The organism is Campylobacter sp. RM16190 (genome assembly GCF_012978835.1).
Lineage (GTDB): Bacteria > Campylobacterota > Campylobacteria > Campylobacterales > Campylobacteraceae > Campylobacter_A.
The window spans coordinates 227,624-253,322 of record NZ_LIWS01000001.1 but is presented as its reverse complement, the minus strand read 5'-3'; the positions used below and the strand labels follow the sequence as shown (position 1 = coordinate 253,322).

General features: G+C 36.8%; 25 protein-coding genes and 1 tRNA gene. 14 read left to right on the top strand and 12 right to left on the bottom strand.

Annotated elements, in window-relative coordinates:
• The first annotated feature begins 70 nt into the window (after positions 1–70).
• The 5 genes from CDOM16190_RS01345 (at position 71) to efp (ending at position 4,761) form a co-directional block, all read left to right on the top strand.
• Positions 71–1,744: a 30S ribosomal protein S1 gene (locus tag CDOM16190_RS01345; RefSeq protein ID WP_170018563.1), complete on the top strand. Its 1,674-nt coding sequence runs from the start codon at positions 71–73 to the stop codon at positions 1,742–1,744.
• 12 nt (positions 1,745–1,756) lie between these two features.
• Positions 1,757–2,242 (top strand): hypothetical protein, encoded by a 486-nt coding sequence (locus CDOM16190_RS01340; protein WP_170018562.1) that lies wholly within the window; start codon positions 1,757–1,759, stop codon positions 2,240–2,242.
• Positions 2,239–3,816, top strand: coding sequence for a phosphoglycerate dehydrogenase (serA, locus tag CDOM16190_RS01335; protein ID WP_170018561.1), 1,578 nt, complete (start codon positions 2,239–2,241; stop codon positions 3,814–3,816). The genes CDOM16190_RS01340 and serA overlap by 4 nt, the downstream gene beginning before the upstream one ends.
• Before the next feature lie 57 nt (positions 3,817–3,873).
• Positions 3,874–4,110: a hypothetical protein gene (locus CDOM16190_RS01330; protein ID WP_170018560.1), complete on the top strand. Its 237-nt coding sequence runs from the start codon at positions 3,874–3,876 to the stop codon at positions 4,108–4,110.
• A gap of 84 nt (positions 4,111–4,194) precedes the next feature.
• Positions 4,195–4,761: an elongation factor P gene (gene efp, locus CDOM16190_RS01325; protein ID WP_169974229.1), complete on the top strand. Its 567-nt coding sequence runs from the start codon at positions 4,195–4,197 to the stop codon at positions 4,759–4,761.
• Between the two features lie 95 nt (positions 4,762–4,856).
• Here the strand turns inward: efp and CDOM16190_RS10810 are convergent, their stop codons facing one another.
• Positions 4,857–5,105 carry a SelT/SelW/SelH family (seleno)protein gene (locus CDOM16190_RS10810; RefSeq protein ID WP_260952424.1) on the bottom strand — a complete coding sequence of 83 codons (249 nt, stop codon included), beginning with the start codon at positions 5,103–5,105 and terminating at the stop codon, positions 4,857–4,859.
• 90 nt (positions 5,106–5,195) lie between these two features.
• Between CDOM16190_RS10810 and CDOM16190_RS01315 the strand changes: the two genes are divergently transcribed.
• The 5 genes from CDOM16190_RS01315 (at position 5,196) to CDOM16190_RS01295 (ending at position 11,433) form a co-directional block, all read left to right on the top strand.
• Positions 5,196–5,744, top strand: coding sequence for a DJ-1 family glyoxalase III (locus CDOM16190_RS01315; RefSeq protein WP_170018559.1), 549 nt, complete (start codon positions 5,196–5,198; stop codon positions 5,742–5,744).
• A 111-nt stretch (positions 5,745–5,855) separates the two neighbouring features.
• On the top strand, positions 5,856–6,098 hold the full coding sequence (gene rbp, locus CDOM16190_RS01310; protein ID WP_170018558.1) for an RNA-binding regulator: 243 nt from the start codon (positions 5,856–5,858) through the stop codon (positions 6,096–6,098).
• Positions 6,099–6,226: 128 nt separating this feature from the next.
• Positions 6,227–7,138: a glutamate--tRNA ligase family protein gene (locus CDOM16190_RS01305; RefSeq protein WP_170018557.1), complete on the top strand. Its 912-nt coding sequence runs from the start codon at positions 6,227–6,229 to the stop codon at positions 7,136–7,138.
• A gap of 42 nt (positions 7,139–7,180) precedes the next feature.
• Complete coding sequence (gene dnaE, locus CDOM16190_RS01300) at positions 7,181–10,792, top strand: DNA polymerase III subunit alpha (protein ID WP_170018556.1); 3,612 nt, start codon at positions 7,181–7,183, stop codon at positions 10,790–10,792.
• Between the two features lie 8 nt (positions 10,793–10,800).
• Positions 10,801–11,433 carry an NAD(P)H-binding protein gene (locus tag CDOM16190_RS01295; RefSeq protein ID WP_170018555.1) on the top strand — a complete coding sequence of 211 codons (633 nt, stop codon included), beginning with the start codon at positions 10,801–10,803 and terminating at the stop codon, positions 11,431–11,433.
• 39 nt (positions 11,434–11,472) lie between these two features.
• On the opposite strand, the gene CDOM16190_RS01290 is transcribed toward CDOM16190_RS01295, so the two are convergent.
• Genes CDOM16190_RS01290 through CDOM16190_RS01280 form a run of 3 tightly spaced genes read right to left on the bottom strand, consistent with a single transcriptional unit; the run spans position 11,473 to position 13,816 of the window.
• Positions 11,473–12,144 (bottom strand): cysteine hydrolase family protein, encoded by a 672-nt coding sequence (locus CDOM16190_RS01290; RefSeq protein WP_170018554.1) that lies wholly within the window; start codon positions 12,142–12,144, stop codon positions 11,473–11,475.
• Positions 12,145–12,168: 24 nt separating this feature from the next.
• A complete protein-coding gene (locus tag CDOM16190_RS01285) occupies positions 12,169–13,167 on the bottom strand; it encodes a sensor histidine kinase (protein WP_170018553.1) in 999 nt (332 codons plus the stop codon).
• On the bottom strand, positions 13,160–13,816 hold the full coding sequence (locus CDOM16190_RS01280; protein ID WP_249934085.1) for a DUF234 domain-containing protein: 657 nt from the start codon (positions 13,814–13,816) through the stop codon (positions 13,160–13,162). Before CDOM16190_RS01280 ends, CDOM16190_RS01285 begins: the two co-directional genes overlap by 8 nt.
• Positions 13,817–14,098: 282 nt before the next feature.
• On the opposite strand from CDOM16190_RS01280, the gene CDOM16190_RS01275 reads away from it, so the two are divergent.
• Complete coding sequence (locus CDOM16190_RS01275; RefSeq protein ID WP_170018552.1) at positions 14,099–15,418, top strand: aminotransferase class V-fold PLP-dependent enzyme; 1,320 nt, start codon at positions 14,099–14,101, stop codon at positions 15,416–15,418.
• A 4-nt stretch (positions 15,419–15,422) separates the two neighbouring features.
• On the opposite strand, the gene thiE is transcribed toward CDOM16190_RS01275, so the two are convergent.
• The 5 genes from thiE to CDOM16190_RS01250 form a co-directional block, all read right to left on the bottom strand.
• Positions 15,423–16,025 carry a thiamine phosphate synthase gene (thiE, locus tag CDOM16190_RS01270; protein ID WP_170018551.1) on the bottom strand — a complete coding sequence of 201 codons (603 nt, stop codon included), beginning with the start codon at positions 16,023–16,025 and terminating at the stop codon, positions 15,423–15,425.
• Between the two features lie 30 nt (positions 16,026–16,055).
• Positions 16,056–16,583 carry a hypothetical protein gene (locus CDOM16190_RS01265; protein ID WP_170018550.1) on the bottom strand — a complete coding sequence of 176 codons (528 nt, stop codon included), beginning with the start codon at positions 16,581–16,583 and terminating at the stop codon, positions 16,056–16,058.
• Between the two features lie 101 nt (positions 16,584–16,684).
• Complete coding sequence (locus CDOM16190_RS01260) at positions 16,685–17,401, bottom strand: basic amino acid ABC transporter substrate-binding protein (RefSeq protein WP_170018549.1); 717 nt, start codon at positions 17,399–17,401, stop codon at positions 16,685–16,687.
• A 41-nt stretch (positions 17,402–17,442) separates the two neighbouring features.
• Positions 17,443–18,171, bottom strand: coding sequence for an amino acid ABC transporter ATP-binding protein (locus tag CDOM16190_RS01255; protein WP_170018548.1), 729 nt, complete (start codon positions 18,169–18,171; stop codon positions 17,443–17,445).
• Positions 18,164–18,871, bottom strand: coding sequence for an amino acid ABC transporter permease (locus tag CDOM16190_RS01250; RefSeq protein ID WP_169974203.1), 708 nt, complete (start codon positions 18,869–18,871; stop codon positions 18,164–18,166). Before CDOM16190_RS01250 ends, CDOM16190_RS01255 begins: the two co-directional genes overlap by 8 nt.
• 190 nt (positions 18,872–19,061) lie before the next feature.
• Here CDOM16190_RS01250 and putP point away from each other — a divergent pair, with 190 nt between their 5' ends.
• On the top strand, positions 19,062–20,552 hold the full coding sequence (gene putP, locus CDOM16190_RS01245) for a sodium/proline symporter PutP (protein WP_170018547.1): 1,491 nt from the start codon (positions 19,062–19,064) through the stop codon (positions 20,550–20,552).
• The gene (locus CDOM16190_RS01240) at positions 20,553–21,824 is read left to right on the top strand and encodes a DUF2130 domain-containing protein (RefSeq protein WP_170018546.1); all 1,272 of its coding nucleotides are present in this window, start codon (positions 20,553–20,555) and stop codon (positions 21,822–21,824) included.
• Between the two features lie 9 nt (positions 21,825–21,833).
• Here the strand turns inward: CDOM16190_RS01240 and CDOM16190_RS01235 are convergent, their stop codons facing one another.
• Entirely contained in the window at positions 21,834–22,250 is a 417-nt protein-coding gene (locus tag CDOM16190_RS01235) for an SseB family protein (protein ID WP_170018545.1), read from the bottom strand.
• 117 nt (positions 22,251–22,367) lie between these two features.
• Between CDOM16190_RS01235 and CDOM16190_RS01230 the strand changes: the two genes are divergently transcribed.
• Positions 22,368–22,444: transfer RNA gene (locus CDOM16190_RS01230), tRNA-Ile, on the top strand.
• A gap of 316 nt (positions 22,445–22,760) precedes the next feature.
• Here CDOM16190_RS01230 and CDOM16190_RS01225 read toward each other — a convergent pair.
• Both CDOM16190_RS01225 and CDOM16190_RS01220 read right to left on the bottom strand, forming a co-directional pair.
• Positions 22,761–23,714, bottom strand: coding sequence for a hypothetical protein (locus CDOM16190_RS01225; RefSeq protein WP_170018544.1), 954 nt, complete (start codon positions 23,712–23,714; stop codon positions 22,761–22,763).
• The gene (locus tag CDOM16190_RS01220; RefSeq protein ID WP_170018543.1) at positions 23,707–25,395 is read right to left on the bottom strand and encodes an AAA family ATPase; all 1,689 of its coding nucleotides are present in this window, start codon (positions 25,393–25,395) and stop codon (positions 23,707–23,709) included. Before CDOM16190_RS01220 ends, CDOM16190_RS01225 begins: the two co-directional genes overlap by 8 nt.
• Positions 25,396–25,699 lie beyond the last annotated feature (304 nt).

The following is a 25,699-nucleotide window of genomic DNA, read 5'->3' as shown; positions in this document are numbered from 1 at the left end:
TATTTTTAAGTATAATCTGGCTAATTGCAACTAAAAATAGTGCAAGCAAAATATACTCAAAAGGATCACGATGGCTGCGGTGAACAAAGATGTTCAAATCAATAAAGCGAAGGACGAGCTTATAGAAGACGAAGACTTTGCTGCGATGTTAGAGGAGTCTTTTAAAAAGACTGAAGAGGATAGCGACGGTACTATCGTTGATATCAAAGGTGATGAGGTTTTCGTCAATGTAGGTAAAAAATCGGAAGGTATTTTAAATATATCCGAGATTAGCGATGAAAACGGAAATTTAAAATTTAACATCAATGATACTATTAAGGTTGTTATAACCGGTTCTCGCGGTGGAAGACCAATAGTTTCTCACAAAAAAGCTTTAAGAAAAGAGAAGGTTAAGGCATATATCGACTCTTACAACGAAGATAATCAAGATGTGTTTGATGTTAAAATAATAGGTAAAAACAAAGGCGGTTTCGTAGCTCAAAATAATGACGGAATCGAGTTTTTCTTACCAAAATCTCAAAGTGGATTTAAAGATGCGAATTCCGTAATGGGAAAAACTTATAAAGTTAAAGTTATCAAGGTTGATAAAGAGGAACAAAGTATAGTTGTTTCCAGAAAAAGACTGCTAGATGAAGATCGCAAGAAGAAAAAAGAGGCTATTTCGTCAATAATCGCGAATGAAAACGCTATCGAAGGCACCGTAAAGAAGATCACAACTTATGGAATGTTTGTAGATGTTGGCGGAGTAGACGGGCTTGTTCACTATAGTGAAATTAGTTACAAAGGCCCTGTAAATCCTGGATCTATTTATAAAGAAGGCGATAAGGTTTTAGTTAAGGTTATTAAATACGATAATGAGAAAAAACACCTTTCACTATCTATAAAAGCTGCTATGCCGGATCCTTGGGATGAGATTAAAGATAGTTTGGAAGTTGGCGATACCATAAAAGTAATAGTCAGCAATATTGAGCCTTATGGCGCTTTTGTAGATCTTGGAAATGACATAGAAGGATTTTTGCACATATCTGAAATTTCTTGGGATAAAAATATAAAAAATCCTAAAGATCATATAAGCGAAGGCGAAGAGCTTGATGTAGAGGTAATAGAGATAGACGCTAACGATCGTCGTTTAAGAGTTAGCCTTAAAAATCTACTTCCAAAACCGTTTGACGAGTTTAACTCTAAATTTAAAGAAGGTGACGTGGTAAAAGGAGCTGTTACTACAGTTACTAATTTTGGTGCCTTTGTTAAAATTGGTGGAGTAGAGGGATTGTTGCACAACGAAGACGCTTCTTGGGATAGAAACGATAAGTGCAAAGATATGTTTAAAATAGGCGACGAAGTTGAAGTCAAGATTATAAAGATAGATAATAACGAACAAAAGATATCTCTAAGTCTAAAAGATTTAAAACAAAGCCCTGTTCAAGCCTATGCTAAAAAGTTCAATGTGGGTGATATAGTAACCGGTAAAATTCGCGATATTAAAGAGTTTGGTATATTTGTAGAGCTTGGTGACAACGTTGATGCCTTAATCCGTAAAGAGGATATGGGGAGTGTAAAAGCCGAGGATCTGAATATTAATGATAATATCGAAGCCGCAATAGCTTTTATAGACGAGAAAAAGAATAGAATTCGCCTAAGTATAAGACGCTTGGCTAAACAAAAAGAACGTGAAGTTCTAAATGAAATAAATAGTAATGACAAGGTTACATTGGGCGATATTATAAAAGAGCAGCTGTCTTAATTTAGAAATTAAATGAAACGACATCTGCTTGCTTCTGTGATTGTTTGCTTGCTGGCGTTTGTATGTCTCTGTGGGTTTTTTCTATGGAGATATGCAAACGCAAATTTAGCTCAAGGAATACCACAAAAGCAAGATATTATAAAAGAAGTTGAGTCAAATGGAAGCAAAAATGAAGTTTCCTGGGTTAATAAACTTGCAAATTTGACTCCTAAAGAGTATATTTTAGCTGCAAATGAGATATTTATAGAGTTTAAAAATAGCGAAAAAGATAATTTTAAAAAAAGAGTCTATCAATTAATAATAGATAAAAATGATATATATTCTATGTTTTGTCTAAGTCAAACTCTTAAAAATATCTCTGTCGATTTTAGTGTAATAAAAGAAAATTCTAAAAATCTAATATATATCAATACGCAAGATGTCAGTATATTAAATCGTGTTATAGATGATCTTAAAACGTATGATATACACTCGCAAATTATGGAGGTTAAGCTGTGAAAACGATAATTGTATGTGATGCGATTCATCAGGTTGGTTTTGAAATTTTAAACCGTGAAGAAAATATAAAGGTGGTTGACGCTACTTCTGTACCAAAAGATAAGCTTTTGGAGATTATAGGTGAAGCGGATGTAGCGATAACCAGGAGCTCTACAGAAGTAGACGAGAGGTTTTTAAATGCGGCTAAAAATTTAAAAGCTCTTGTTAGAGCAGGCGTTGGTGTGGACAACGTAGATATAGATGGATGCTCCAAGCGAGGAATTATCGCTATGAACGTTCCTACGGCAAATACGATTGCAGCGGTTGAACTAACTATGGCTCATATGTTGGCGGCTGCTAGAAGTTTTCCTTATGCTCATAATGCCCTAAAAATCGATAGAATATGGAAGCGCGAAAAATGGTACGGAGTTGAACTGTTTAACAAAACTTTAGGTGTTATAGGTTTTGGTAACATAGGCTCAAGGGTTGCTATTAGAGCTGCTGCCTTTGGTATGCAAATAATAGCCTATGATCCATATATAGATCCATCTAAGGTAACTGATATGGGCGGAACTTATACTAGGGATTTTGATGATATTTTGGCTTGCGATTTTATCACCATCCATACTCCTAAGACAAAAGAGACTACCAATATAATAGGTGAAAATGAAATTTTAAAGATGAAAGATGGCGTAAGACTCATAAACTGCGCACGTGGCGGGCTTTATAACGAAGAGGCTCTTGAAAAAGCCTTAAAAAGTGGCAAGATAGCCTTTGCGGGTATTGATGTATTTTCCAAAGAGCCTGCGACAGATCACTCTCTGCTTGATCTTGATAATATTAGCGTTACTCCTCATCTTGGTGCAAATACTCTTGAATCTCAAAGCAATATCGCTATCGCGGCAGCGGAACAGGCTATCAGTGCAGCTCGTGGCATAAGCTATCCGAATGCTTTAAATTTGCCTATCAAGACAGAGGATCTACCTCCTTTTTTAGAACCTTATATAGAGCTAATTTCCAAGATGTCTTTTTTAGCGGCACAAATGACTCACGCGCCTGTAAAGGCTATTAAGGTTGAGGCGGAAGGATATATAGGAAACTACATAAAATCTATGCTTACATTCGCTCTTGTAGGCGTTTTAAAAGAGAGTTTAGGGGATGGTATTAACTATGTAAATGCCAAATTTTTAGCCGATGAAAAAGGAATTTTAACAGATGCTATTTGTGTGCCAGAGAGTGGATATAAAAACAGAGTGACAGTAAAAGTTACTACAGATAGCGGTATAACATCAGTGAGCGGAACTGTGTTTGATGAATCGGATCAACGCATAGTGGGTATCAACGGATTTAAAACCGACTTTAAGCCAAAAGGCAAGATGATAATATTTAAAAACTCCGATGTGCCTGGAGTAATTGCAAAAATTAGTGCTATTTTGGCAGATGAAAAAATCAATATTGCAGACTTTAGATTGGGTCGAGATCAGCATGGATTTGCGCTTGCGGTTGTTCTTGTCGATGAAAAAATATCAAAAGAAACTCTTGGTAAATTAAATAGCCTTGATGTTTGTGTTTGGGCGAAATATGCTGTATTATAGATATTTTTAAGCCTCTTCTTTAGGAGGCTTAAAATATTTACGGAGTAGTGAATTTATATGAATTATTTTCGAATTTTGATTTTTTGTTTGACTTTATTTTTTATTATAGGATGTGAGAGTGAGGCACAGAGACGAAGCACTCAGAGTTTCGAGAGAATTTTAACCGAAAAGAAAAAATTTCAAAAGATAAAAGAAGATAATCCAAGTGTAAGTGAACAGCTTATGAGAGAGATATATTCTCAATCAGATGGAAGTGAAAAGAAAAAAGGGACTTTTAAATTCGGTGAAAAATAAGCCTTTTAGCTACACAATTTTTAAAATAATAAATCTATAATTGTAATTTTGATATAATCGGCGATTATTTAATAAGGAGAATTTATGGCAACATACTCAATGGGAGATTTAAAAAAGGGCTTAAAGATCGAATTAGACGGCGTTCCTTACAAAGTGGTTGAATACCAACACGTAAAACCGGGCAAAGGAGCAGCTTTCGTAAGAGCCAAGATCAAGTCATTTATCGACGGTAAAGTGCTGGAAAAGACATTTCACGCAGGCGATAAGGCAGATCAGCCAAATTTGGAAGAAAAGCAGATGCAGTATCTTTACGATGACGGTGAGTATTGCCAGTTTATGGATACGGCGACTTACGAGCAAGTAGCGATCAGTGACGATGATGTGGGCGAAGTTAAAAAATGGATGATAGACGGCATGATGGTTGATATCTTGTTCCACAACGGCAAGGCTATCGGTGTCGAGGTGCCTCAAGTGGTTGAGCTAAAGATAGTAGAGACTCCGCCAAATTTCAAGGGCGACACACAAGGCGGTAAAAAGCCTGCTACGCTTGAAAGTGGTGCTGTCGTGCAAATCCCTTTTCACGTGCTTGAAGGCGAAGTTATCCGCGTAGATACCGTTAGAGGTGAGTATATCGAGAGAGCTAATAAATAAGTTTTGAAAGCAACTTGAGTCTTAAAATTTAAGTTAAAGCTTTGCAAATTTAGTTGAGAAAGCCAAAGCCGAATTTAGCTTTGGCTCTTTAGAATTTAAGCGGATTTTAGGCTTTGCACCAAAGCTTCGATCTCTTCGTTATTTGGTAGAGCATTTACGGTAGTGCCTATCAGATCTTTTTTGGAAAATACAACTTTTCCATCAACTTCGACTATGAAATTTCCGCCACTTCCGACGACCTTGCTAACCCTAGCACCTTTGATTTCTGAAAGTATTTTTTCTTCTACACGAGAAGCTGTCGGTTTGTAATTTCAAGAATTACAATAAGTAATCTTTACTTCCATTTATGTCCTTTCTTGTCAAGAAGTTTTGAATTCTAACACAAATTCAGTTAATCTAACGTATAATTAAGAAACAACTTTAAAGGAGCAGATATGAAAAAAGTAGCTGTAATGCTTGCAAACGGCTTTGAAGAGATTGAAGCGATAACAATTATCGATGTATTAAAAAGAGCGGGAGCCCAGGCGAAATTTGTAGGACTTGATGCGGATATTCTTACAGGAGCTCATGGCGTAAAAGTTCATGCCGACACTACGCTTGAAAAAATTTGCGAAAGCGAGTTTGACATGATAGTGCTTCCAGGAGGCTTGCCGGGAGCGGAACACCTAGCAAACAGCGCTAAACTTCAAGCGCTTTTAAAAGAATTTGATAGCAAAGGCAAATTTATAGGCGCCATTTGCGCAGCTCCTATGGCTTTAGCAAAGGCCGGCGTGATAAAAGAGAGCTACACTTGCTATCCAAGCTTTGAAGCTCACGTTAAAGATAGCGGATATATAAGCTCTCAAAATGTCGTAAAAGACGGCAACATCATTACTTCTCGAGGTCCTGCTACGGCTATGGAATTTGCGCTTGAGCTGGTTAAAAATCTCTGCGGAGAGAAAATTTACAAAGAGGTAAAAGAGGGTCTTTTATTTACTGTGTAAAATTGAGTTAAATTTGCTTACAAATGCCAAATTTACTAGCTATTTTTTGTAAATTCAGGTATCATCAAGCAACCGATTTTATCGGAAATTTGATTTTAAGGAAACGTTACTGTGAATATTTACGTCGGTAACTTGTCATATCGCATGACTGAGGCAGAGCTTAAGGATACTTTTTCGCCATTTGGTGAAGTAAAACGTGCAAGAATCGTTAAAGATCGAGAGACAAATCGCTCAAAAGGGTTTGGATTTGTTGAAATGGATGATGCCGAAGCAGTCAAGGCGATAGAAGCGTTAAATGACAAAGAGGTAGGCGGAAGGGCTTTAAGAGTAAATGAAGCTCGCCCAAAAGAGTAAAATTTAGCCGCTCGCTTGGGCGGCTTTTTAAAATTTATGCGATTTAAATTTCTGTTTTTAAACTCTCTAGTTTTTAAATTTTTTAAGCCTTTATTGCTAAATTTTAGGTTTGGTTTGAAGCTGTTTTTATGAACCAGCAGATCATCTCTCGTATAGCTCCTACACCTAGCGGATTTCTTCATGCAGGAAATGTATATAACTTTCTTTTAACATATCTTTTTACCCGCACGCTTGATGGAATTTTATATCTTCGCATCGATGATTACGATTTTGTGAGATACAAAAGCCAATATACCGAAAACATATTTCGTGTGCTTGATATGCTTGGTATTGATTTTGACGGCGGAGCTAGTTCGGTGGCTGAATTTGAATCAAAATTTAGCTCCAAATTTAGAGCTTCAAACTACGAAACCGCGCTTAAGAGACTTGAAAATTTAGGAGTTTGCTATGCTTGCGAGTGCTCTCATTCGATGAGAAATTCCTTTGAAAACGGCATCTATAAACAAATTTGCCTAAATAAAAATCTAAAATTTACTCCGGGTAAAACCTGCGTCAGACTTCACGTAAATAGCGATGAGATGATAGAAGTTGGTTGTGACGGCACAAAATTTGGGCTTGCAAATTTAAACCAAAGCAAAAGTATAAATTTGGCTGAAGACATGGGCGATTTTATAATATATAAAAAAGACGGCACCGCCGCTTATAACCTTGCAAGCCTTATTGATGACGAGATGCTTGGAGTAAATTTGCTCGTGCGAGGAGAGGATCTGCTTGAGTGTTCGGCAGCTCAAAAATATACGGCAAATTTGCTTGGATTAAATTTCAAAAACTCAAATTTCATCCATCATAGCCTGCTTAAAAGCGGAGATAAAAAACTATCAAAAACTTCAAATGCGCCTGCTGTGAATTTAAAAGACGGTGCAAAAATTCACTATAAATTTCTAGCTAAAAAACTCGGCTTAAACGAGGCAAAATGCGATACTTTATCAAATTTACTCGAAGTCTTTAAAGAAAATATAAGCCATATAAAAGCGCTCTAAAAGCTACTATTTTGTAAAATCAAGCCTAATAAAGGAATGATTATGAGCGATTTTACACACTTACATCTGCATACCGAATACTCCTTGCTTGACGGAGCCAACAAGATAAAAGAGCTTGCCAAAACGCTTAAAAAACAAGGCGTAAGCTCAGTAGCAATAACAGATCATGGAAATATGTTTGGCGCAATTGATTTTTACAAGACGATGAAGGGCGAGGGCATAAAGCCGATAATCGGTATAGAAGCTTATATACACAACAGCGAAGATGTCGGAGATAAGAGTTCCAAACAGCGCTTTCACCTGTGTCTTTTTGCTAAAAACGAGATCGGTTATAAAAATTTGATGTATCTAAGCTCGATGAGCTATATAGAGGGCTTTTACTATTATCCGCGTATCAATAAAAAACTGTTAAGAGAGCATAGCGAGGGCGTGATATGCAGCTCCGCTTGCCTTCAAGGCGAAGTGAATTGGCATCTAAACGAAAGCGAACGAAATTTGCGCTACGGAGCGGGCGGATATGAAAAAGCGCTTGAAGTGGCGCGCGAGTATAAGGAAATTTTCGGTGAGGATTTTTATCTTGAGATCATGCGCCACGGTATCGGTGATCAGCGCAGGATTGATGATCAAATTTTACGTATAGCAAAAGAGCTTGATATCAAGGTTATCGCTACTAACGACACGCACTATACGTTTCAGCAAAGAGCCGACGCGCACGAAGTTTTCATGTGCATTGCGATGAACAAACTGCTTGATGATCCAAACCGCTTGCGCCATAGTGTGCATGAATTTTACGTTAAGACTCCCGCACAGATGAGCGAGCTTTTTGCAGATATCCCTGAAGCCATCACAAATACGCAAGAGATCGCGGAGAAATGCAATCTTGAAATAAAACTAGGCGACGCTACTCCGCCAAATTTCAAATTTACCCTTGAGTGTGCGGCAGAGCGCGGACTTAGCCTACCGGAACCTGATAATCGCTACAGCTTTGCAAACGACTCGGTATTTTTTGAGCATGAGTGTAGAAACGGTCTTGCCGAGCGGCTTAAATTTGTGCCTGAGGAAAAGCACGAAGAGTATAAGAAGCGCCTTGAGGTCGAGATAGATATCATAAATAAGATGAATTTTCCGGGCTATATGATGATAGTGTGGGATTTTATAAGAGAGGCTAAGAAGCGCGGAGTGCCGGTGGGTCCCGGGCGTGGTTCCGCAGTAGGAAGCTTGGTGGCGTATAGCCTTAGGATAACCGATATCGATCCTATACCTTACAATCTGCTTTTTGAGAGGTTTTTAAATCCCGAGCGGGTAAGCATGCCCGATATCGACGTGGATTTTTGTCAGGATAGAAGAGGTGAGATAATTGATTATGTTATCGAAAAATACGGCAAATTTAACGTAGCTCAGGTTATAACGTTTGGTAAATTGCTTGCAAAAGGCGTTATCCGTGATGTCGCGCGGGTTTGTAACATGCCCTATGCCGAGGCTGACGCTATGGCTAAGCTCATACCTGATGAGCTTAATATAACTCTTGAAAAAGCCTTTGAAAAAGAGCCAAAGATAAAAGAGCTTATCGATAAAAATGCAAACGCAGCTAGAATTTGGAAATTTGCACTTGATCTGGAGGGTTTAAACCGCAACGCAGGCATGCACGCGGCAGGAGTGGTTATCTCAAACGAAGAACTTTGGAACAAAGCCCCGCTGTTTCGACAGCCAAATAGCGCAGAAGATCACTATGTAACACAATACAGTCTAAAGTATCTTGAGGATGTGGATCTTATCAAATTTGACTTCCTTGGACTTAAAACCTTAACAGTTATTAATAACGCTATAAAGCTTATCAAAAATCGCTTTGGCAAGGATATTATTTGGGAGACGATTGATATAAACGATAAAAAAACTTATGAGATTATTCAAAATGGTCAGGCCATAGGACTCTTTCAGGTTGAGGGTGAAGGTATGCGTAAGCTTGGCTTTAGCCTAAAGCCTGACTGTTTTGATGACATTATCGCGATGGTTGCACTTTATCGTCCGGGACCTATGGATCTTATTCCTGATTTTGTTGCAGGGAAACATCAAGAATCTGAGATAACATATATTTTTCCGGAACTTGAGCCTATTTTGGCTCCTACTTACGGAGTCATGGTTTATCAAGAACAAGTTATGCAGATAGTTCAAACTATAGGCGGATTTAGTCTTGGAGGAGCTGATATGGTACGTCGAGCGATGGGCAAAAAAAATCCGGAGCTTTTGCAACAACAAAAAGATTTGTTTGTTAAGGGTGCGGTTAAGGAAGGTTTTGATCCACACAAATCAGGAGAACTTTTTGATTTGATTTTGAAATTTGCCTCTTACGGATTTAACAAATCGCATGCCACAGCTTATGCGATGATAATCTTTCAAACCGCATATCTAAAGACCTATTATCCTGCCGAATTTATGGCAGCTCTTTTAACGAGTGAAGAAGACAATGTTGATAAGATTGTAAGATATATAGATGAAACAAAGCGCATGGGTATATCTATCCTTCCACCGTCTATAAACCGTTCAATGAAAGAATTTAGCGTTGTTAGCGAAAACGGAAGCGACGCTATTATTTACGGTCTTGGAGCAATTAAGGGCGTTGGCGGTGCAGCGATAGAAAATATTATTGAAGAGCGTAAAAATGGAGAATTTAAAGAGCTTGACGATTTTGTTTCGCGTATAGACAGCTTTAGGGTAAATAGAAGAGTTGTTGAAAGCCTCATAAAATCAGGCGCTTTTGACACCTTTGGCTTTACCAGAAAGATGCTTTATAACAACCTTGATAACATAATGGAAGCTTGCAAGAGTGCCGCTCAGATCAAGAAAAATAGTGCAGAAAGCCTCTTTGGTGAAGATGAGAGCATGAATAACGTGAAGGTAAATTTGCTGGCGGACGATACGGAATTTGAGCTAAAAGAGAGGCTTTTATACGAAAGAGATAGCGTGGGAATTTATCTTTCGGGTCATCCTTTGCAGGACTTTAAGGCGCAAATTGACGAGATAAGCTACACTTTAAGCTCGGAATTTGAAAGCGTGGGCGAGAGTGCGGAGCTGCTTGTAGTGGGAAAGATCGAAGATATCAGCACGAGGATAGCTAAAAATAGCGGCAAGAAAATCGGCACCTTAAACGTGCTTGATTTTCACGGAAATATCGAAATAACGCTATTTGATCGCGAACTTGCCGAGCTTGAAAAGCTTGGAAATGCAGTTTATGAGACTCCTTACGCCTTTAAGATAAATTTTTCTCGAGACGGACAGTTTAACCGCATAAGGCTTATAGAGATGGTTAGTCTTGAGGATGCTAAAGATATGAATTTCAAGGCGCGAACCTTTAAGAAGCGAAATTTTAACGGTAACAGCAGCTCTCAAAACGTCTCAAATGGCGGCTCAAGCTATGGTGAAAAGCCTAGAAATTTAACTCCGCTTGAAGTAAACTTGGATATAGCCCAGCTTAGCAAGGATATGGTGACAAACATCTACCGCTTAGCGATGGCCGAGCATAAGGCAAGTGCCGAAAGTAATACCAAAAAACTTATCGTTCGCATATCAAATCCGCAGCAAAATCAAATTTTAGTCTACGATACACAAATTTCGGTTAGAGACGGGTTTGAAGAGCGAATCAGCAGCATAAGATAAGAGCGTAAATGAAAACAGCCTTGGTTGTAGGCGCTACAGGAGCGGTCGGAAGCGAGCTTGTAAAGCAGCTTTGCGAGCATGAGAATTATGCTAAATTGATTGTGCTTGCTCGCAAGGAGCTTAAAATTAGCCACGAAAAGCTAGAAGTTAAGATAGTAAATTTTGATGAAATTTCAAATTTGCCAAGCCTTTTTGTGGATGAAGTTTTCTGCGCGCTTGGCACGACTATCAAGCAGGCTGGCTCAAAAGAGAGGTTTAAAAAAGTTGATTTTCATTACACGATCAAAATCGCTACTTGGGCTAAAAACGGCGGCACAAAGCGTTTCGTGCTTGTATCTTCAAACGGAGCGGATAAAAATTCTAAATTCTTTTATCTGCGAGTTAAAGGCGAAGTAGAAAAGAAGATAAAAGAGCTTGGATTTCATAGCTTTCATGTGGCTCGCTTGCCGCTCATTGACGCTAAGCGAGATGAGTTTAGGCTTGGCGAGAGGTTTGCTGTTTGGCTATTTAAATTTATCCCAAAGAGTCTTTTTAGAGTGCATCATCCAATGACTCCATTTAACATCGCAAAAGCCGTGATAAAAGCCGCTCAAAGCGATGAAAACGGCATGCAAATTTATCATCCAAGAGAGATTAGGTAGTCAAATTTAGCTCAAAAAAGCAAATTTGACTACATTGTTTTAGTTAAGAGATTTGATCACTTTTATATTTGCCGCGATTTGCATGTGGCGCAAAAATACCAGATGATAAAAATCGCCGTTGTGCCAAGGTGCGTCGTAAGTTTGCACCAGATCGCTTACTACAATAACTTCGCGCTTTATGTTTTTTTCGTTTGCGCTTAGCTTGATGTGAAGGGCGAGGTTATAAACGCAAAGATCGGTGCAGTCGCCAAAGATGACGAAGGTATCAACGTGCCTATTTTGCTCTAAAAAGCGGTTAAATCCGTCGCAATACGCCGAACTTATCGAGTTTTTATAATAAATTTTCATCTCATCAAAAAAGCTTAAATTTTTAAGCTCATCTATCGTCTCAGCCTCGCTCGTTCCTGCTATCGCATGTGGCGGGAAAGCGTCAAATTCGCTTGAAATTTCACCGTGATTATCTTGGATCAAGATGAAATTTTTAAAGCCAAACTCATCGTGCGCTCTTTTAAATGTATCTGCCAAATTTTTAGCTATAGCGCCCACTCTTGGACTAGATAACGCGCCCTCACAGCAAAAGCCGTTTATCATATCTACGCTTACGAAGGCGATATTTTTGCCACCGTTTTTAAAAATCTCGCTCATCTTAAGTGGCTTTAGCTCTTCGTACCAAATTTCTAATTCGTCTAAAATTTTTCTATCAAGTTTCATTTTTGCCTTTCAAGTTTTATAAATTTACTCGCTTTTTGCCTTGTAAATAGGCAAATTTATGCAAAATCGCTTCGGATTTAGCATGATTTCGATACTTCCTTTGTGTGCGTTTATGATCTCCAAGCACAGATGAAGTCCAAGCCCGTTACCCTTAAGCTTGCTCGTCTTAAACGGCTCAAAGACAATTTGCGCATTTGCTATATCTACTCCGCTATCAAATATGACGAAGCGATGTTCCTGGGATGTTTTTTCATATTCAAGCCTTATCTCCCCGCTTTCATCATCGCCTTGCTCAATCGCGTCAATCGCGTTAAAAAGCATGTTTTGAAAGACTATCGCAAGCAAGTCTTTGTCGCCATTATAGTAAGCGTTTGGAAAATTTAAGTTGAAATTTATATCTTTTGAATAAGCGTAATAAGCTATGGCTTCCTCGCATTCGCTTTTTAATTCGTTAAAATTAAACACGCTAGGATTTATGCTAAGACCTTTTGTAAAGAGCAGGGTTGCCTTGATGATACGCTCTACTCGCCAAATAGCCCTTTGAATTTCGCTTACTGCGGGCTTTGTTTTTTCATCGGCTCGCTTTAAAAGGGTTGAGGTTAGAAGCGAGATGGAGCCTATTGGATTTCTTATCTCGTGAGCTAAATGGGCGGCAACCTGTCCCATAGAGGCTAGTCGTTCCGTGCGTTTTTCTTTGGTGATGTCGGTTGCGGAGATGATTTTCTTACCGTTTTTTTGAGTGGTTTTTATGAGGTAAATTTGACCGTTTAGCTCTATCTCTTCGCTGTTTTCATCGATTAAATTTAAAAGTTTTGGAATTTTAAGCGCTTCTGAGTTTTGCAAGAAAATTTCGCCCTTTTCATCTATCACCCAGATGGCGGTAGGCAAAATTTCCACGATCTCTTTTATGAAATTTTGCAAATTTGAGTATGAATTCGTGAGGTTTTTATACTCTTGCTCGATTAGATAAGTCTGCTCTATCAGGCTTTTTAACCCATCTTGTATGCTTGTTTTTTCATCCATTTATCAGCTCCTCAAAATCTTTCATATCAAAAAGCATCACTCGCTCGTCTTTTAATCTCTCAAGCTCTTTGCTAAAGCCGCTCTTTGAAAAAAGCGCAAATTTATACGGTTCAAGCTGCAATCTGCCACATTTTTTAGCAAGCAAATTTAGCACATTTTTACATATCTTATGCTCTTTAAATTTCGCCTCTCCGACTATGATCTGCTCGTTAATTTTTAAAAACAGATCGATCTCAACCTCTCTTGTCCACAGGCTGCTTACTCTATCAAATTTTACGCCAAATTTGTGCGCTAAAAGCTCCCTGCAAACAAGCTCAAACCCAAAGCTCGCATAATCATCAAAATTCGCCCTTATATCTCGCATAACGTTATCAAATTTAGCCTCTTCAAGCAGGCTTAAATTTGGCTCTATAAATCTAAACCAAAATCTAGTGAAATTATCGCTAAAACGTATTTTATCCTCTACCTGATATCTTCTTAAATGCTTTTTTAAAAGCTGTCCTTTTGGCGCTTTTATAGGTTTTTCAAGGCTCTTTTCGACACTTATGAGCTCTCTTTCAAAAAGCTCTTTATAAACTCGTTTGGCGACTTGTTGGGAGAAAATTTTATGGATATTAAACCGCTTTCTATCGCTTTTTGCAAGACGCATTAGTGCAAGGCTAAGTTCGTTTTTAAGCGGAGTGTTAAAGCTAAATTTTGGTTTTAAATTTTGAAATTCTCTTACTATACAAACCTCAATTGCCTCAAAAACATCGTAAAAATTTGGGCTTATATCATAAGCGTCAAAAACGCAATGGAAATTTATAAGCTCATGTATATCAAGGTGTTTGAAGCGTTTATAAGAGGATTTTAACGTATGGATTTGTTCTCCTTTTTAGCCCATTTTAGCACACTTTTGGTTATAATCACTTTTAAAAACTAAGGCGATAGTGTGCTGAATTTGGATGAAGTTAGAAAAAATATCATTTTAAAAGACGGAATTTATTATTTTGATTATACCGCTTCGGGGCTTGCTTATGAGCCTATCGAAAAAGAAGTTTTAAAATTTCTAAAAACCTATGCCAACACACATTCTGACAGCTCATCAAATGCCATTTTAACCCAGCGCAGATACGAAAACGCAAGAAGCGAGCTTAAAAATTTACTTGCTCTTAACGATGAGTTCTATCTCATTGGTTGCGGAAGCGGAGCAAGTGCCGCGATAAAGAAATTTCAAGAGATCATGGGGCTTTATATACCGCCAAATACTCGCAAAAGATACAATATAAAAGCGATTTCAAATTTGCCTTTAGTTATCGTGGGGCCTTACGAACACCACTCAAACGAAGTTAGTTTTCGCGAAGGTATGTGCGATGTCTTTAGAATAGGGCTTGATGAAGACGGCGGAATTGATTTTAAAATGCTTGAGCGTGTGCTTGAGATGAATAAAAACCGCGAGATCATCGCCTCTTTTAGCGCAGCTTCAAACGTTACAGGCGTTATTAGCGATTACAAAAGAATTTATGAGATGATTAAAGCTCATGGCGGAGTACTTGCGCTTGATGCGTCAAGTATTAGCGCTTATGCCAATGTGGATTGCAATTACTTTGACGCGCTGTTTTTGGCTCCGCACAAACTGCTTGGCGGGGTCGGAAGCTGCGGGCTTTTGGCGATTAGAAAATCGCTCATAGATAGCTGTGAGCCTACTTTTGCAGCAGGCGGAACGGTGGCTTACGTAAGCAGGACGAGCCATCAATTTGTAAAGAATTTCGAGCAGTTAGAAGAGGGCGGCACTCCGGGGATAATTCAGATGATAAGGGCAAATTTGGCCTATAAGCTTAGAAACGAGATCGGATTTGAGTGCATTAAAGAGCGTGAAGATGAATTAAACGAGCTGTTTGCAAACGAACTTGCAAATATCGATGACGTGATATGCTACTTACCTAAAAATTTGGCTCGCGTGCCGATATTTGCGTTTAATGTTAAAGGCGTTTCGCCTTATGATTTTGCCGCAACCCTTAGTAATGACTACGGCATACAAACCCGAGCCGGATGTGCTTGTGCAGGACCTTACGGGCATGATTTACTAAATTTAAAAGACAATCAAGCTTTTGACAAAAAGCCCGGCTGGGTTAGAGTGAGCCTGCACTATACACATACTAAAGACGATGTGCTTTATCTTATAAGCGCTATTAAAAAAAGTATTGAGAAGCATAAAAACGTTTGGGGGGAGGAGCTTGCGCTTCACTCGATATTTGCTGGTAAAATTTAAAAATTTACAAAAACCTGCTTAAATTTCTGTAATTTTCGCTTATGCTTTCAGGTTTATAAAGAGCTGAGATAACGGCGATAAGATCTATTTCAAGAGATAAAATTCTATCGATATTTTGAGCGTTTATGCCGCCGATTACGCAGATGGGTATGTCTAAAATTTCTTTAGCTTGCATTATCGTTTCAAGTGAGCATCTTGTGGCTGCTGGTTTTGTAGGGCTTGTAAAGACGCTACCAAATGCCACGTAGCTTGCTCCTGCGTCTTGCGCCTTAAGAGCCAAATTTACGTCGTTATAGCAGCTGACTCCGATAAATGCATCTTTGCCTAAAATTTCTCGCACGGCTTTTATGTCGCCGTCGTCTTTACCGATATGAACGCATTTTGCTCCGATTTTTTTAGCAAAAGTCACATCGTCGTTTACGATAAATTTCGCTTCGAAATCATCGCAAAGCTCTAGCAGCTTGCGTGCTAAATTTTCATCTTTAACGGCCTTTTTACTTCTATATTGAAAATGTTTTATCCCGCATTCTAAAATTTCACGAGCTTGCTCTAAGATAGTATCATCGGGAGTTAAAATATCATCGCTGATAGCGTAAATTTTAGACAAATATTATTTCCTTGTTCGATTTTTTATATATCATTCGCCAAAATCCCTTCCAAAATCCTCTCCAAACTGCTTACGAAACTCTATTATGATCTTTGGCTTTTCTTCTTCTAGTGTTTTTGTAGAGTTTATCTCTTTTGGCTTTTCCGGTTCTTTTGTTTCAGACTTTTTGCCGCTTAAGCACTCAAAAATTTGAGGAAATTTCTTCTCGATTTCACTCTTTTTCTTGTTGAGTTTTATCTTTTTGTACTCTTTTGTTTTTGGTATCGCAAGAGAGTGTTTTACTAGAGTTTTGTTTAAAATTTTACTCTCATTGCTTACTTCACAGAGCCAACTATCGCCTAAGTTTTTATTGGAGGATATATAGAAATTTTGTCCAGGTCTAATAAATTTGTAAATTTGATCTTTGTAAAAATTATTAAATTCCTCAATGAGTTTTTTATCTTTTGTGCATTTTTGAACATCATAAAGCTTAATTCCATATAGCTTGCAAGGGGCTGTTTTAAGGATATTTATTCTAAAAATAAAGGTGTCTTCAATCTTTTCCGTAAAAAGAGCCACCACTCTTTCTTTGGCAAAAATTTGTACTTGAAATATAAAAAATAGAGATAGAAGAGTCGCGCAACCTTTAAAGTTCGATTTAAAAATCGCGCGAAAATTCATTATTTAAGATCGTATTTTTCTAAAAGCTTGTCGTAAGTTCCATCTTTTTTGATCTCGTCAAGAGCGGCATTTATCTTCTCTATAAGCTCTTTATGTTTACCCTTATCAAATGCCATAGAAAAGCCTTCGCTTCCGTCAGATTCTTTAAAAAACTCCACTAGATCAGGATTTTGTTTTAGGTATCCGTATCCTATGGAGCTATCAAGTATTACAGCATCCATCTTTCCGGCTTTTAGACCAAGGATTAGTGGTACAGTCTCTTCTGCAGGCACAACCTTCGCTCCGTCTATATCTTTTGCTGCGATTTCTTGCACGGTTCCTAGTTGAGCGCCTATTTTTTTGCCTTTAAGGCTTTTTTTATCTGTTATCTTATTGTTACTTTTTTTCTTCAGATATATATTTTCTGTAGAATAGTAAGATTTTGTAAAATCTATAGATTTTCTTCTCTCGTCGGTAGCGCTCATGGCACTCGCAACACCATCTATCTTGCCTGCTTTTAGAGCTGGAATGATTCCATCAAAGCTCATATTTACGAATTTATATTCAAATCCTGCTCTTTTTGATAGTTCTTGAACCAAGTCTATATCAAAACCAGTAATTTTATTTTGATCATTTATAAATTCAAATGGCGGATAGTTAGCAGCTGTACCTATTTTAAGTTCTGTGGCTCCAAGCCAAACAAAAGACGCTAAAAACAAAGCAAACAATTTTTTCATGCATACTCCTTTTAAAATTTTTTAATTATAATACAATAAATTTAATGATTTAGAACTTTACTTAAAAATTCTTTTAAACGTTGATTTTGCGGGTTTTCAAAGACATTTTTAGGCTGATCATCCACAGTGATTTTACCACCATCCATGAAAAATATTCTATTGGCAACATTTCTTGCAAATCCCATCTCATGCGTAACGACAAGCATTGTTATACCCTTTGAGGCTACATCTCTCATTATATCAAGCACCTCGCCTATCATTTCAGGGTCAAGTGCAGATGTGGGCTCATCAAAAAGTATAACCTCTGGATTCATAGCTAAAGCTCTAGCTATAGCTATACGCTGCTTTTGACCACCTGAGAGCTTATGAGGAAATGCATCTTTTTTATCACTTAATCCTACGCTCTTAAGCAGTTCAAGTGCTTTTTTCTCCGCATCCGCTTCACTCATTAGACCTGTTTTTATAGGCGCTAAAGTCAAATTTTCTAAAACGTTTTTGTTTGCAAATAGATTAAAGTGCTGAAAAACCATACTAACTTTTTGGCGAATTTTATTTATATCACCCTTTTTACTTAGTATATCTTCACCGTTTATCTTGATGTGCCCGCTTGTTGGCTCTTCAAGACGGTTTATGCAGCGTAAAAATGTACTTTTGCCTCCGCCACTAGGACCTATTATGGCTATTACTTCGCCTTGTTTGATATCTACATTTATATCTTTTAAAACTTGCAGATCGCCGTAATTTTTATTTAAATTTCTAATCTCAATCATTTCTATTTAGTCTCTCTTCAAGCTTTTTAGCCAGGAATGAAAGTGTTTTAATACTTACGTAATAAACTACTCCGGTAAAAATTATTGGCTTTGGGTTATAAAATACGGCTTGCAGACTTTTACTCTGCATTGTAATATCAACTACGCTAATAAATCCAACTACCGATGTCTCTTTAAAAAGTGAGATAAATTCATTCGCAAGAGCTGGCAGGATATTTTTAGTCGCCTGAGGGAAAACTACTTCTCTCATTGATATGCCATAGTTTAGCCCCATTGCGCGAGCCGCTTCCATTTGGCCTTTATCTACGCTATTTACTCCGCCTCTTACTATTTCTGCTACATATGCGGAGCTGTTTAGTCCAAGAGCTATTATGGCTACGTAAAAGTTATCGCTCCAAGTAGCGAAAATCACTACAGAAAAGATTAAAAGCTGTAATAGTATAGGCGTTCCACGCAATATATCTATATATTCATCGATTATAAAATTTAAAATTTTGATATTTAAAAATTTTAGAAACGCTAGAGTAAAACCGAGTGCTATTCCTATTAAAATTCCGCCTGATGCAAGACCTAGGGTTACACCGTAGCTTTTAAGGTAGGCCATACGTTGAATTTCGTTCATTTCGGTAGGGTAGAAGTAGTATGTGCCAAATCCTACTATAAAAATAAAGAATAAAAATTTAAAAAATCTCTCGTTCAATTTTTTACCTTTTTAAAGTGAAACATAAAACGTAGAATATACAAAAAAAATAATATTTTTTTGCTTAAGTTGGGTTACTTTTTCGTAGAGAAGATGCTGAAATTTTTAAATAAATACTCTATATTTTTTAAATTTTAATAAATTAAATGCTACTATACTATTTTTAAATTTTATTACAAGGGCTTTATTTATGGAGTTTAGCGCTTATATTGCGATTGCTATATATTTTGGATTTTTGCTTGTAGTGGGCAAATATGCTTATGACAAAAACGCCAGCATGAACGAATATTTGCTGGATAATCGCCGCTTGGGTCCCGTTGTGACCGCTCTTAGTGCAGGAGCTAGCGACATGAGCGGTTGGATGCTGCTAGGGCTTCCTGGAGCGCTTTATGCTACAGGGCTTGCCAATGCGTGGATAGCTATAGGGCTTACTATTGGAGCTTATTGTAATTATCGCTTTTTAGCAAAAAGACTTCGTGTATATACCGAGGTTGCTAGTGATAGTATCACTATTCCTGACTTTTTAGAAAACCGCTTTAAAGACAACACAAAGATACTTAGAATAGTTTCCGGAATGATTATTCTTGTATTCTTTACATTATATGTTAGCAGCGGCATAATCGCTGGCGGAAAGAGCTTTGAGAGTTTTTTCGGGCTTGATTTTAAGATAGGTGCTATATTTACACTTTTTATAGTTGTTTTTTATACTTTTTTTGGAGGATTTAAGGCTGTTTGCATAACAGACGCGTTCCAGGGCACGCTGATGTTTTTAGTACTTGTTTTAGTGCCTGCTGTTGCGTTTTTAAATCTAAATTTGCCAGATAGTACTAGCTTGTGGAGTGAGATTAGTAGGTATAGCAAGAATCATCTTGATATATTTTATAATCAGACCTTTTTAGGCGTCTTGGGTCTTATGGCTTGGGGGCTTGGATATTTTGGTCAGCCTCATATCATAGTGCGCTTTATGGCGATAAGAAGCTCGGCAGAGCTTGCGCAGGCACGCAGGATAGGCATCGGCTGGATGGCGCTTGGGCTCATAGGCGCTATCATGAGCGGGCTTATCGGATTTGTCTATTATAATCAGCTTGGTCAGCCACTAAAAGATCCTGAGACAGTGTTTTTAAAGCTTGGTGAGACTTTGTTTCATCCGTTTATCGTAGGAGTTATCATTTCAGCCGTTCTTTCAGCGATCATGAGCACGATTTCAAGCCAGCTTTTAGTAAGTGCAAGCTCGGTTACTAAAGACTTTATTCTAGCGTTTTATAAAAAAGAGGTAGATGAAAAGGCGCAAGTTGCATTTGGCAGATACGCTGTGGTCGCAGTTGCTTTAGTGGCTACGCTACTAGCGTTTAGCTCGACTGACACTGTGCTAGGCGTAGTTGGCAACGCTTGGGCCGGATTTGGTGCAAGCTTTGGACCTGTGCTTCTTTTTAGCCTTTATTGGAAGCGTATGAGCGCACTTGCAGCACTTGCCGGCATGATAGTTGGTGGCACTACGGTGCTTGCTTGGATATCATTTGGATTAAATTCTTATGTGTATGAAATTTTGCCCGGGTTTGTTGCTTCAAGTATCGCTATCGTTTTTGTTAGTATGTGGGGTGATGCGATAGATAAGATGACAAACGAGCCAAATCAACAAGTCGTGCAAGATGAATTTGAAAAGATGAAAACGAGACTGTAGATGAAAGATAGCGTAAAGTGCCCAAACTGCGGCTTTGATGTAGATGTAAATTCGGCTTTTAAAAGCCAAGTTGAGCAGGAATTTAACCAAAAATTAGCAGCCGAAAAAAAGAACTTTGAAAAAGAGGTTGAAGCTAAAAGAGAGCAGTATAAAGCCCATCTGGAGCAGCTAAACGCAAAGCAAAAAGAGCTTGAGGCAAAGCAGGCGGAATTTGATACGAAAGTAGCTGAAGCCTTAAAACTCAAGCAAAAAGAGCTTGAAGCGCAGATAAAGATAAAATTTGAAAATGAAAATTTAGCCGCCGTAAATGCGCTAAAAGCCGAGCTTGAAGCTAAGTCAAAGCAGGTTAGCGAGCTAAATTTAAAAACCGTGGAGATAGAAAAGCTTAAGCGCGAAAAAGATGAATTAGAAACTAGCATAAAGGCTAAAAGCGAGCTTGAATTTTCGGCTAAGCTACAAGCCGAAAAGGAGCGCTTGCAAAAGGAAATTTCGTCTGCGAACGAGCTTAAATTTCGCCAAAAAGATGAGCAGATGGAAGTGCTTAAAAAGCAGTTAAGTGAAGCTCAAAGACGCATAGAGCAGGGCAGTCAGCAGCTTCAAGGTGAAGTGCAAGAGCTTGCGATAGAGGAGTGGCTGAGGGCGAAATTTCCGTTTGATACCATAGAAGAGGTAAAAAAGGGCGCAAACGGCGCTGACTGCATGCAGGTGGTTAATACCAGAGAGGCGCAAAACTGCGGCAAAATTTACTATGAGAGCAAGCGGACTAAGAACTTTTCAAACGAGTGGATAGAGAAATTTAAAGCCGATATGCGCTCAAGCGGGGCTGATGTGGGAGTGCTTGTAAGTGAAGCGCGTCCTAAAGATATGGAGCGACTTGGGCTAGTTGATGGCGTGTGGGTGTGCTCGTATGAGGAGTTTAAGGCGCTTAGTTTCGTGCTTAGAAACTCGGTAATCGAGCTAAATTTCGCTAAAAATTCGGTGCAAAACAGAAGCAACAAGATCGAGCTTCTTTACTCTTATCTAGCGAGCAATGAGTTTAAGATGCGTATAGAAGCGATTGTTGAGGGCTTTACCTCGATGCAAGAAGATCTCATAAAAGAGCAAAACGCGATGAAGAAAATTTGGAAGAGTCGCGAAAAGCAGATAGAAAAGGTTCGCGATAATGCCATAGAGATGTTTGGCTCGATCAAAGGTATCGCAGGAAACGCTATCGGCGAGATAAGGACGCTTGAGCTTGGATTTGATGATAGCGATGAGATGCAGAGTGAGTGAAATTTGAGATCAAATTTCACAAATTTTCTTAATTGTTTCGCAATTTAATATTAGATTATACGAGAAAGCGTCTATAACGATACCTGCATATTTTTCTTTTGATGCTTCTAGCATAGCAAGATAGTTTTTAAGCTGCAAATTTAACACCTCTTGTTCGCTATCACTTCTCCATTTCATCATCTCTTCTTTGCTTGTAAAAGCTGGAAAATAGCTGAGTCCGCTCTCTTCGTCTTCAAGTAGGATAAATTTGATATTTGAACCTTCTTCCTCATAAACCGCTTTTCCATCAGGCTTTGCTAAGGCTTGATTGATAATAACAGGTGCTATAAATTCGGCTTTTCTTAGTTCGTTTATGAGAGTGTTTTCGTTTTCGTTAGTTGGATTATCTAAAAATTTTTGCATTGCTTTAGTTAAATTTGTGTTCATTTTACTGCTCTTGTTTCATAAATTTAAGAGCAATTATACATTTTTTAAAATTTTAAATCAAAATTTAGCGATAAATAAGTTTCGAGGTGATATAATCTCAACTTCAATTTGGCTAATGGGTTCATAGCTCAGTTGGTTAGAGCATCCGGCTCATAACCGGATGGTCCCAGGTTCGAGTCCTGGTGAACCCACCATTACATATTTTTAGTGTATTTTTACCTTCTTTTACCATGCTTTCACTGTATAAAAAATTACCTAAAATACGTTTATATTCCACTTTTTAACTTTTGTTTCCATAATTTTGCTATACAATAGTTTTACTTTTATTAGGTGGCAAATGGGGTGGCAAGCAAACCATTAGGTGGCAAGGCAAAATTTAACCCTAATAACACAAATATAAAATCATAGTAAATATTGCTATATAATAGATAAAAGTGCAATTTTCTATAAATAAAAACTTTAGAGTGTTAAAATTTTAGTTTTATAAATATTTTATTGCTCAAGTTATGTCTAATATGTTTTTATACTCGATGATGTAACTTCAAAAGCCAAATCAAATAAAGGATTGTTTCTATCAAAAGGGGATGTTATATTGCTTAATTCTTCATACAATTTTAAACTAAATTCACTCTCTTGATTGTCGTCTTTATCCAATCCTGCCGCCACAAGAAGCCCAACTTGATTAGTTATTAAATACCTGTCATGCATCTTAATGTTACCAATCTTTTCTTTCCATACAAATATAGTTATAATATGTCCATATTTAGAATAAATAAAATTACAAACTTCTTGCCATTTTTTTAGTTTATTTTTAAAATTCCCATACTCATTTTCTTGAAATCTACAATGTATAATTATATTTCCACAAATTTTATTATTTCTGCGTTCTCCAAAATTCTTTGCTATTATTTCCAATGATACTTTATATCTAGGGGTGTGCAGATAAAAATATGGATCTATTATGGTAACTTTTTTTGCGTAAGCTACTAGGATAGAAAATATTTTTTCTAATTCTTTTTCAGTTTTAACTCTTTTTATAGACCCATTGTATCCATACTCATTAACTAGATCTATACTGTCTAAATGATTGAGTGTTAAAGTATAGTCAGTTGCTTTGTTAGAAAATATAGAATTTATCCTCTTAATGCTGTTTATATTCTGAGCAATTTTAAGCCAATCATCTTCTGTTTGTGGCTCAATTCCAATTTTTGGCTGAAATTCTATTCTTTCCCTATCTTTAAGGTGACTTATGAGTTTTGATAGTAAATCTCTATGTTGAGGAATGCAGGAAGATATATTAGATAGCACATACTTTATCCAGTCTTTATTTTCTAAAGATAGGACAAAGCCTCCATTTTTTATATTCTCCAAAAGTGATTTTAGGTTGTAAAAATTATTTACACTCATATTGCTTTTTAAAAATACTTCAGGAGTTATAAATATCTCTTTTAACATTTTATTCAAACCTCTCTTTGTATCCCTCTTCAAAAAATCCATTTGGCCAAGGATCCAGTAAGGTTCCGTCAGCATCAAGCTCTAACTCTTTAATATATGTATCTTCTCCATTATTATCAACATAAAGCAAGCATATGTCTTCAGGAGTTATGTATAGCTCATCACCTTTATTGATTTTTCCTTCACTAGAGTATCTTAGCCTTCTCATGATTCTAAGCAATATGTGTTCGCTATGAGTTTCTATGAAAAAATCATTTCTATTGTTATTTTTTGATTTTATAAACTCGTCTGCTATTTCACATTGAACGGCTGGATGTAAATGAAGTTCTGGTTGTTCTATAAAGATACTGCTATCATAAAGAGTAAAGCAACTTGCTAGTATAGGTAATGACTGCGATATTCCAAGACCCATATCTCGTGGTGATACAAACACACTAGTTCTTAAGTCAAGAAATTTTAATTGTCGAATATCTGGATCTTGTATATTGGGAACATCTTTAATATCTTTAAATTTATAAAATTTTTCAACTTCTATTTTGTAACTTGATTTAAGTTTTTTTTCATCAGATAGCCATGCATTTAGTTTTTTTCTAGCATATTCATCGTATACAACTTTTTCCCATATGTTCTTACTTGAATTTGGCTTGTAGTCATCCCTATAGTCGCTAAAATTGTCAAATATAAGATCTTTTCTTTCGGGATAGAATCTAAGTGGTGAATAATATTGTATCGTTTTTCTATACATATAATTTTTACAACCTTCAAATATGCAAAGTGCAATATTTCCAAGCAATACATCAAGTCCTTTGCTTTTATCAAATTCTTTTAAAATATTATGTATATTTTTATATTTTAGCTCATCAGGTGACCACAAATAGTATCCTCGTTCATCTATTTTATCTTGATTGTAAAGATTTGGTTCTGTATCATAGGACTCAATGTAGTTTATATTGTCTTTTACTGTTTTCACAAAAGGGTGATTTTTGTTAAGTCTTATAAAGAAGCGATCTTTTAAAAAAGTTCTGTCTATTGTTTTAAGATTTTTTGGGACATCATCCGCATTATCATAAATAGATCTTAAATGTGCATATTCTTCAGAGTTGATAATTATAACTATATCTTTTTTGTAAAATGCGTAATTGCGATCTATCCCGGTACGAATTTCTATTTCTATTTTTTCTATGCCGTAACTATTGCTTATTATACTGTGTAATTCTTCTACATTAATTCCGGCAGTTATTTGTAAATTTTTGTTGTCTTTTAATAGTTTTTTAAGCCCATCTTTTTCTTTTATAATATCAAATAAAATCCTAGGATTTATTTTTTCTAAAAAACTCTCACTATTAAATTCATTGTTTATTTCAGAAAAACAATCAGTATATTTATAGTATAAAATATACCGTATAGTTTCTTTATCCATGAACTCGTATGTATATCTTAATATGTTTTTTGTATCATGCTTGTGGATAAAATTTTTAAACCCTCCAAAGTCTATTTCGTCACCTCCCAAATCTGTTTTTTGTAAATCAGTATTGCCGTTATTCAAAATATGCTCTCTGTATATAATAGAATGTAAAAAACTAGATTTGCCTGAACTATTAGGCCCATACACTAAAGTGATAGGTTTGCTTGAGAATTTCTGTGGATGTTTGCCAAATGCCTTAAAGTTATTAAAACTACACTTTACCATTTTAATTCCTTGAGTATATTTTGTTTATGTAATTATACTATTTATCTAATATTTTATTTTAATAAATTTTTATGATAGTTCAATATGATACAATAATACGTTTAAAAGTTGTTTTTTCAAGAGTTATATTATTAGGTGTGGCACGGAGATCAACAAGGTGAACATTTAAACCGCATATTTAAACTTTTCCAAGACTCTATAGGTTTTATAAATAGATTGTCTTAAATTTGATATTCAGTACTTAAAATTTTTACTAACTATTAGTTTTTTTGACTTCAAACATATTGTTGCTTTTGTGGCTAGA

Coding starts and splice junctions, on each gene's coding strand:
- CDOM16190_RS01345 (WP_170018563.1), top strand. CDS start 71: ATGGCTGCGGTGAACAAAGATGTTCAAATCAATAAAGCGAAGGACGAG.
- CDOM16190_RS01340 (WP_170018562.1), top strand. CDS start 1,757: ATGAAACGACATCTGCTTGCTTCTGTGATTGTTTGCTTGCTGGCGTTT.
- CDOM16190_RS01330 (WP_170018560.1), top strand. CDS start 3,874: ATGAATTATTTTCGAATTTTGATTTTTTGTTTGACTTTATTTTTTATT.
- efp (WP_169974229.1), top strand. CDS start 4,195: ATGGCAACATACTCAATGGGAGATTTAAAAAAGGGCTTAAAGATCGAA.
- CDOM16190_RS01315 (WP_170018559.1), top strand. CDS start 5,196: ATGAAAAAAGTAGCTGTAATGCTTGCAAACGGCTTTGAAGAGATTGAA.
- CDOM16190_RS01305 (WP_170018557.1), top strand. CDS start 6,227: ATGAACCAGCAGATCATCTCTCGTATAGCTCCTACACCTAGCGGATTT.
- dnaE (WP_170018556.1), top strand. CDS start 7,181: ATGAGCGATTTTACACACTTACATCTGCATACCGAATACTCCTTGCTT.
- CDOM16190_RS01295 (WP_170018555.1), top strand. CDS start 10,801: ATGAAAACAGCCTTGGTTGTAGGCGCTACAGGAGCGGTCGGAAGCGAG.
- CDOM16190_RS01290 (WP_170018554.1), bottom strand. CDS start 12,144: ATGAAACTTGATAGAAAAATTTTAGACGAATTAGAAATTTGGTACGAA.
- CDOM16190_RS01285 (WP_170018553.1), bottom strand. CDS start 13,167: ATGGATGAAAAAACAAGCATACAAGATGGGTTAAAAAGCCTGATAGAG.
- CDOM16190_RS01280 (WP_249934085.1), bottom strand. CDS start 13,816: ATGCGTCTTGCAAAAAGCGATAGAAAGCGGTTTAATATCCATAAAATT.
- CDOM16190_RS01260 (WP_170018549.1), bottom strand. CDS start 17,401: ATGAAAAAATTGTTTGCTTTGTTTTTAGCGTCTTTTGTTTGGCTTGGA.
- CDOM16190_RS01255 (WP_170018548.1), bottom strand. CDS start 18,171: ATGATTGAGATTAGAAATTTAAATAAAAATTACGGCGATCTGCAAGTT.
- putP (WP_170018547.1), top strand. CDS start 19,062: ATGGAGTTTAGCGCTTATATTGCGATTGCTATATATTTTGGATTTTTG.
- CDOM16190_RS01240 (WP_170018546.1), top strand. CDS start 20,553: ATGAAAGATAGCGTAAAGTGCCCAAACTGCGGCTTTGATGTAGATGTA.
- CDOM16190_RS01235 (WP_170018545.1), bottom strand. CDS start 22,250: ATGAACACAAATTTAACTAAAGCAATGCAAAAATTTTTAGATAATCCA.
- CDOM16190_RS01220 (WP_170018543.1), bottom strand. CDS start 25,395: ATGGTAAAGTGTAGTTTTAATAACTTTAAGGCATTTGGCAAACATCCA.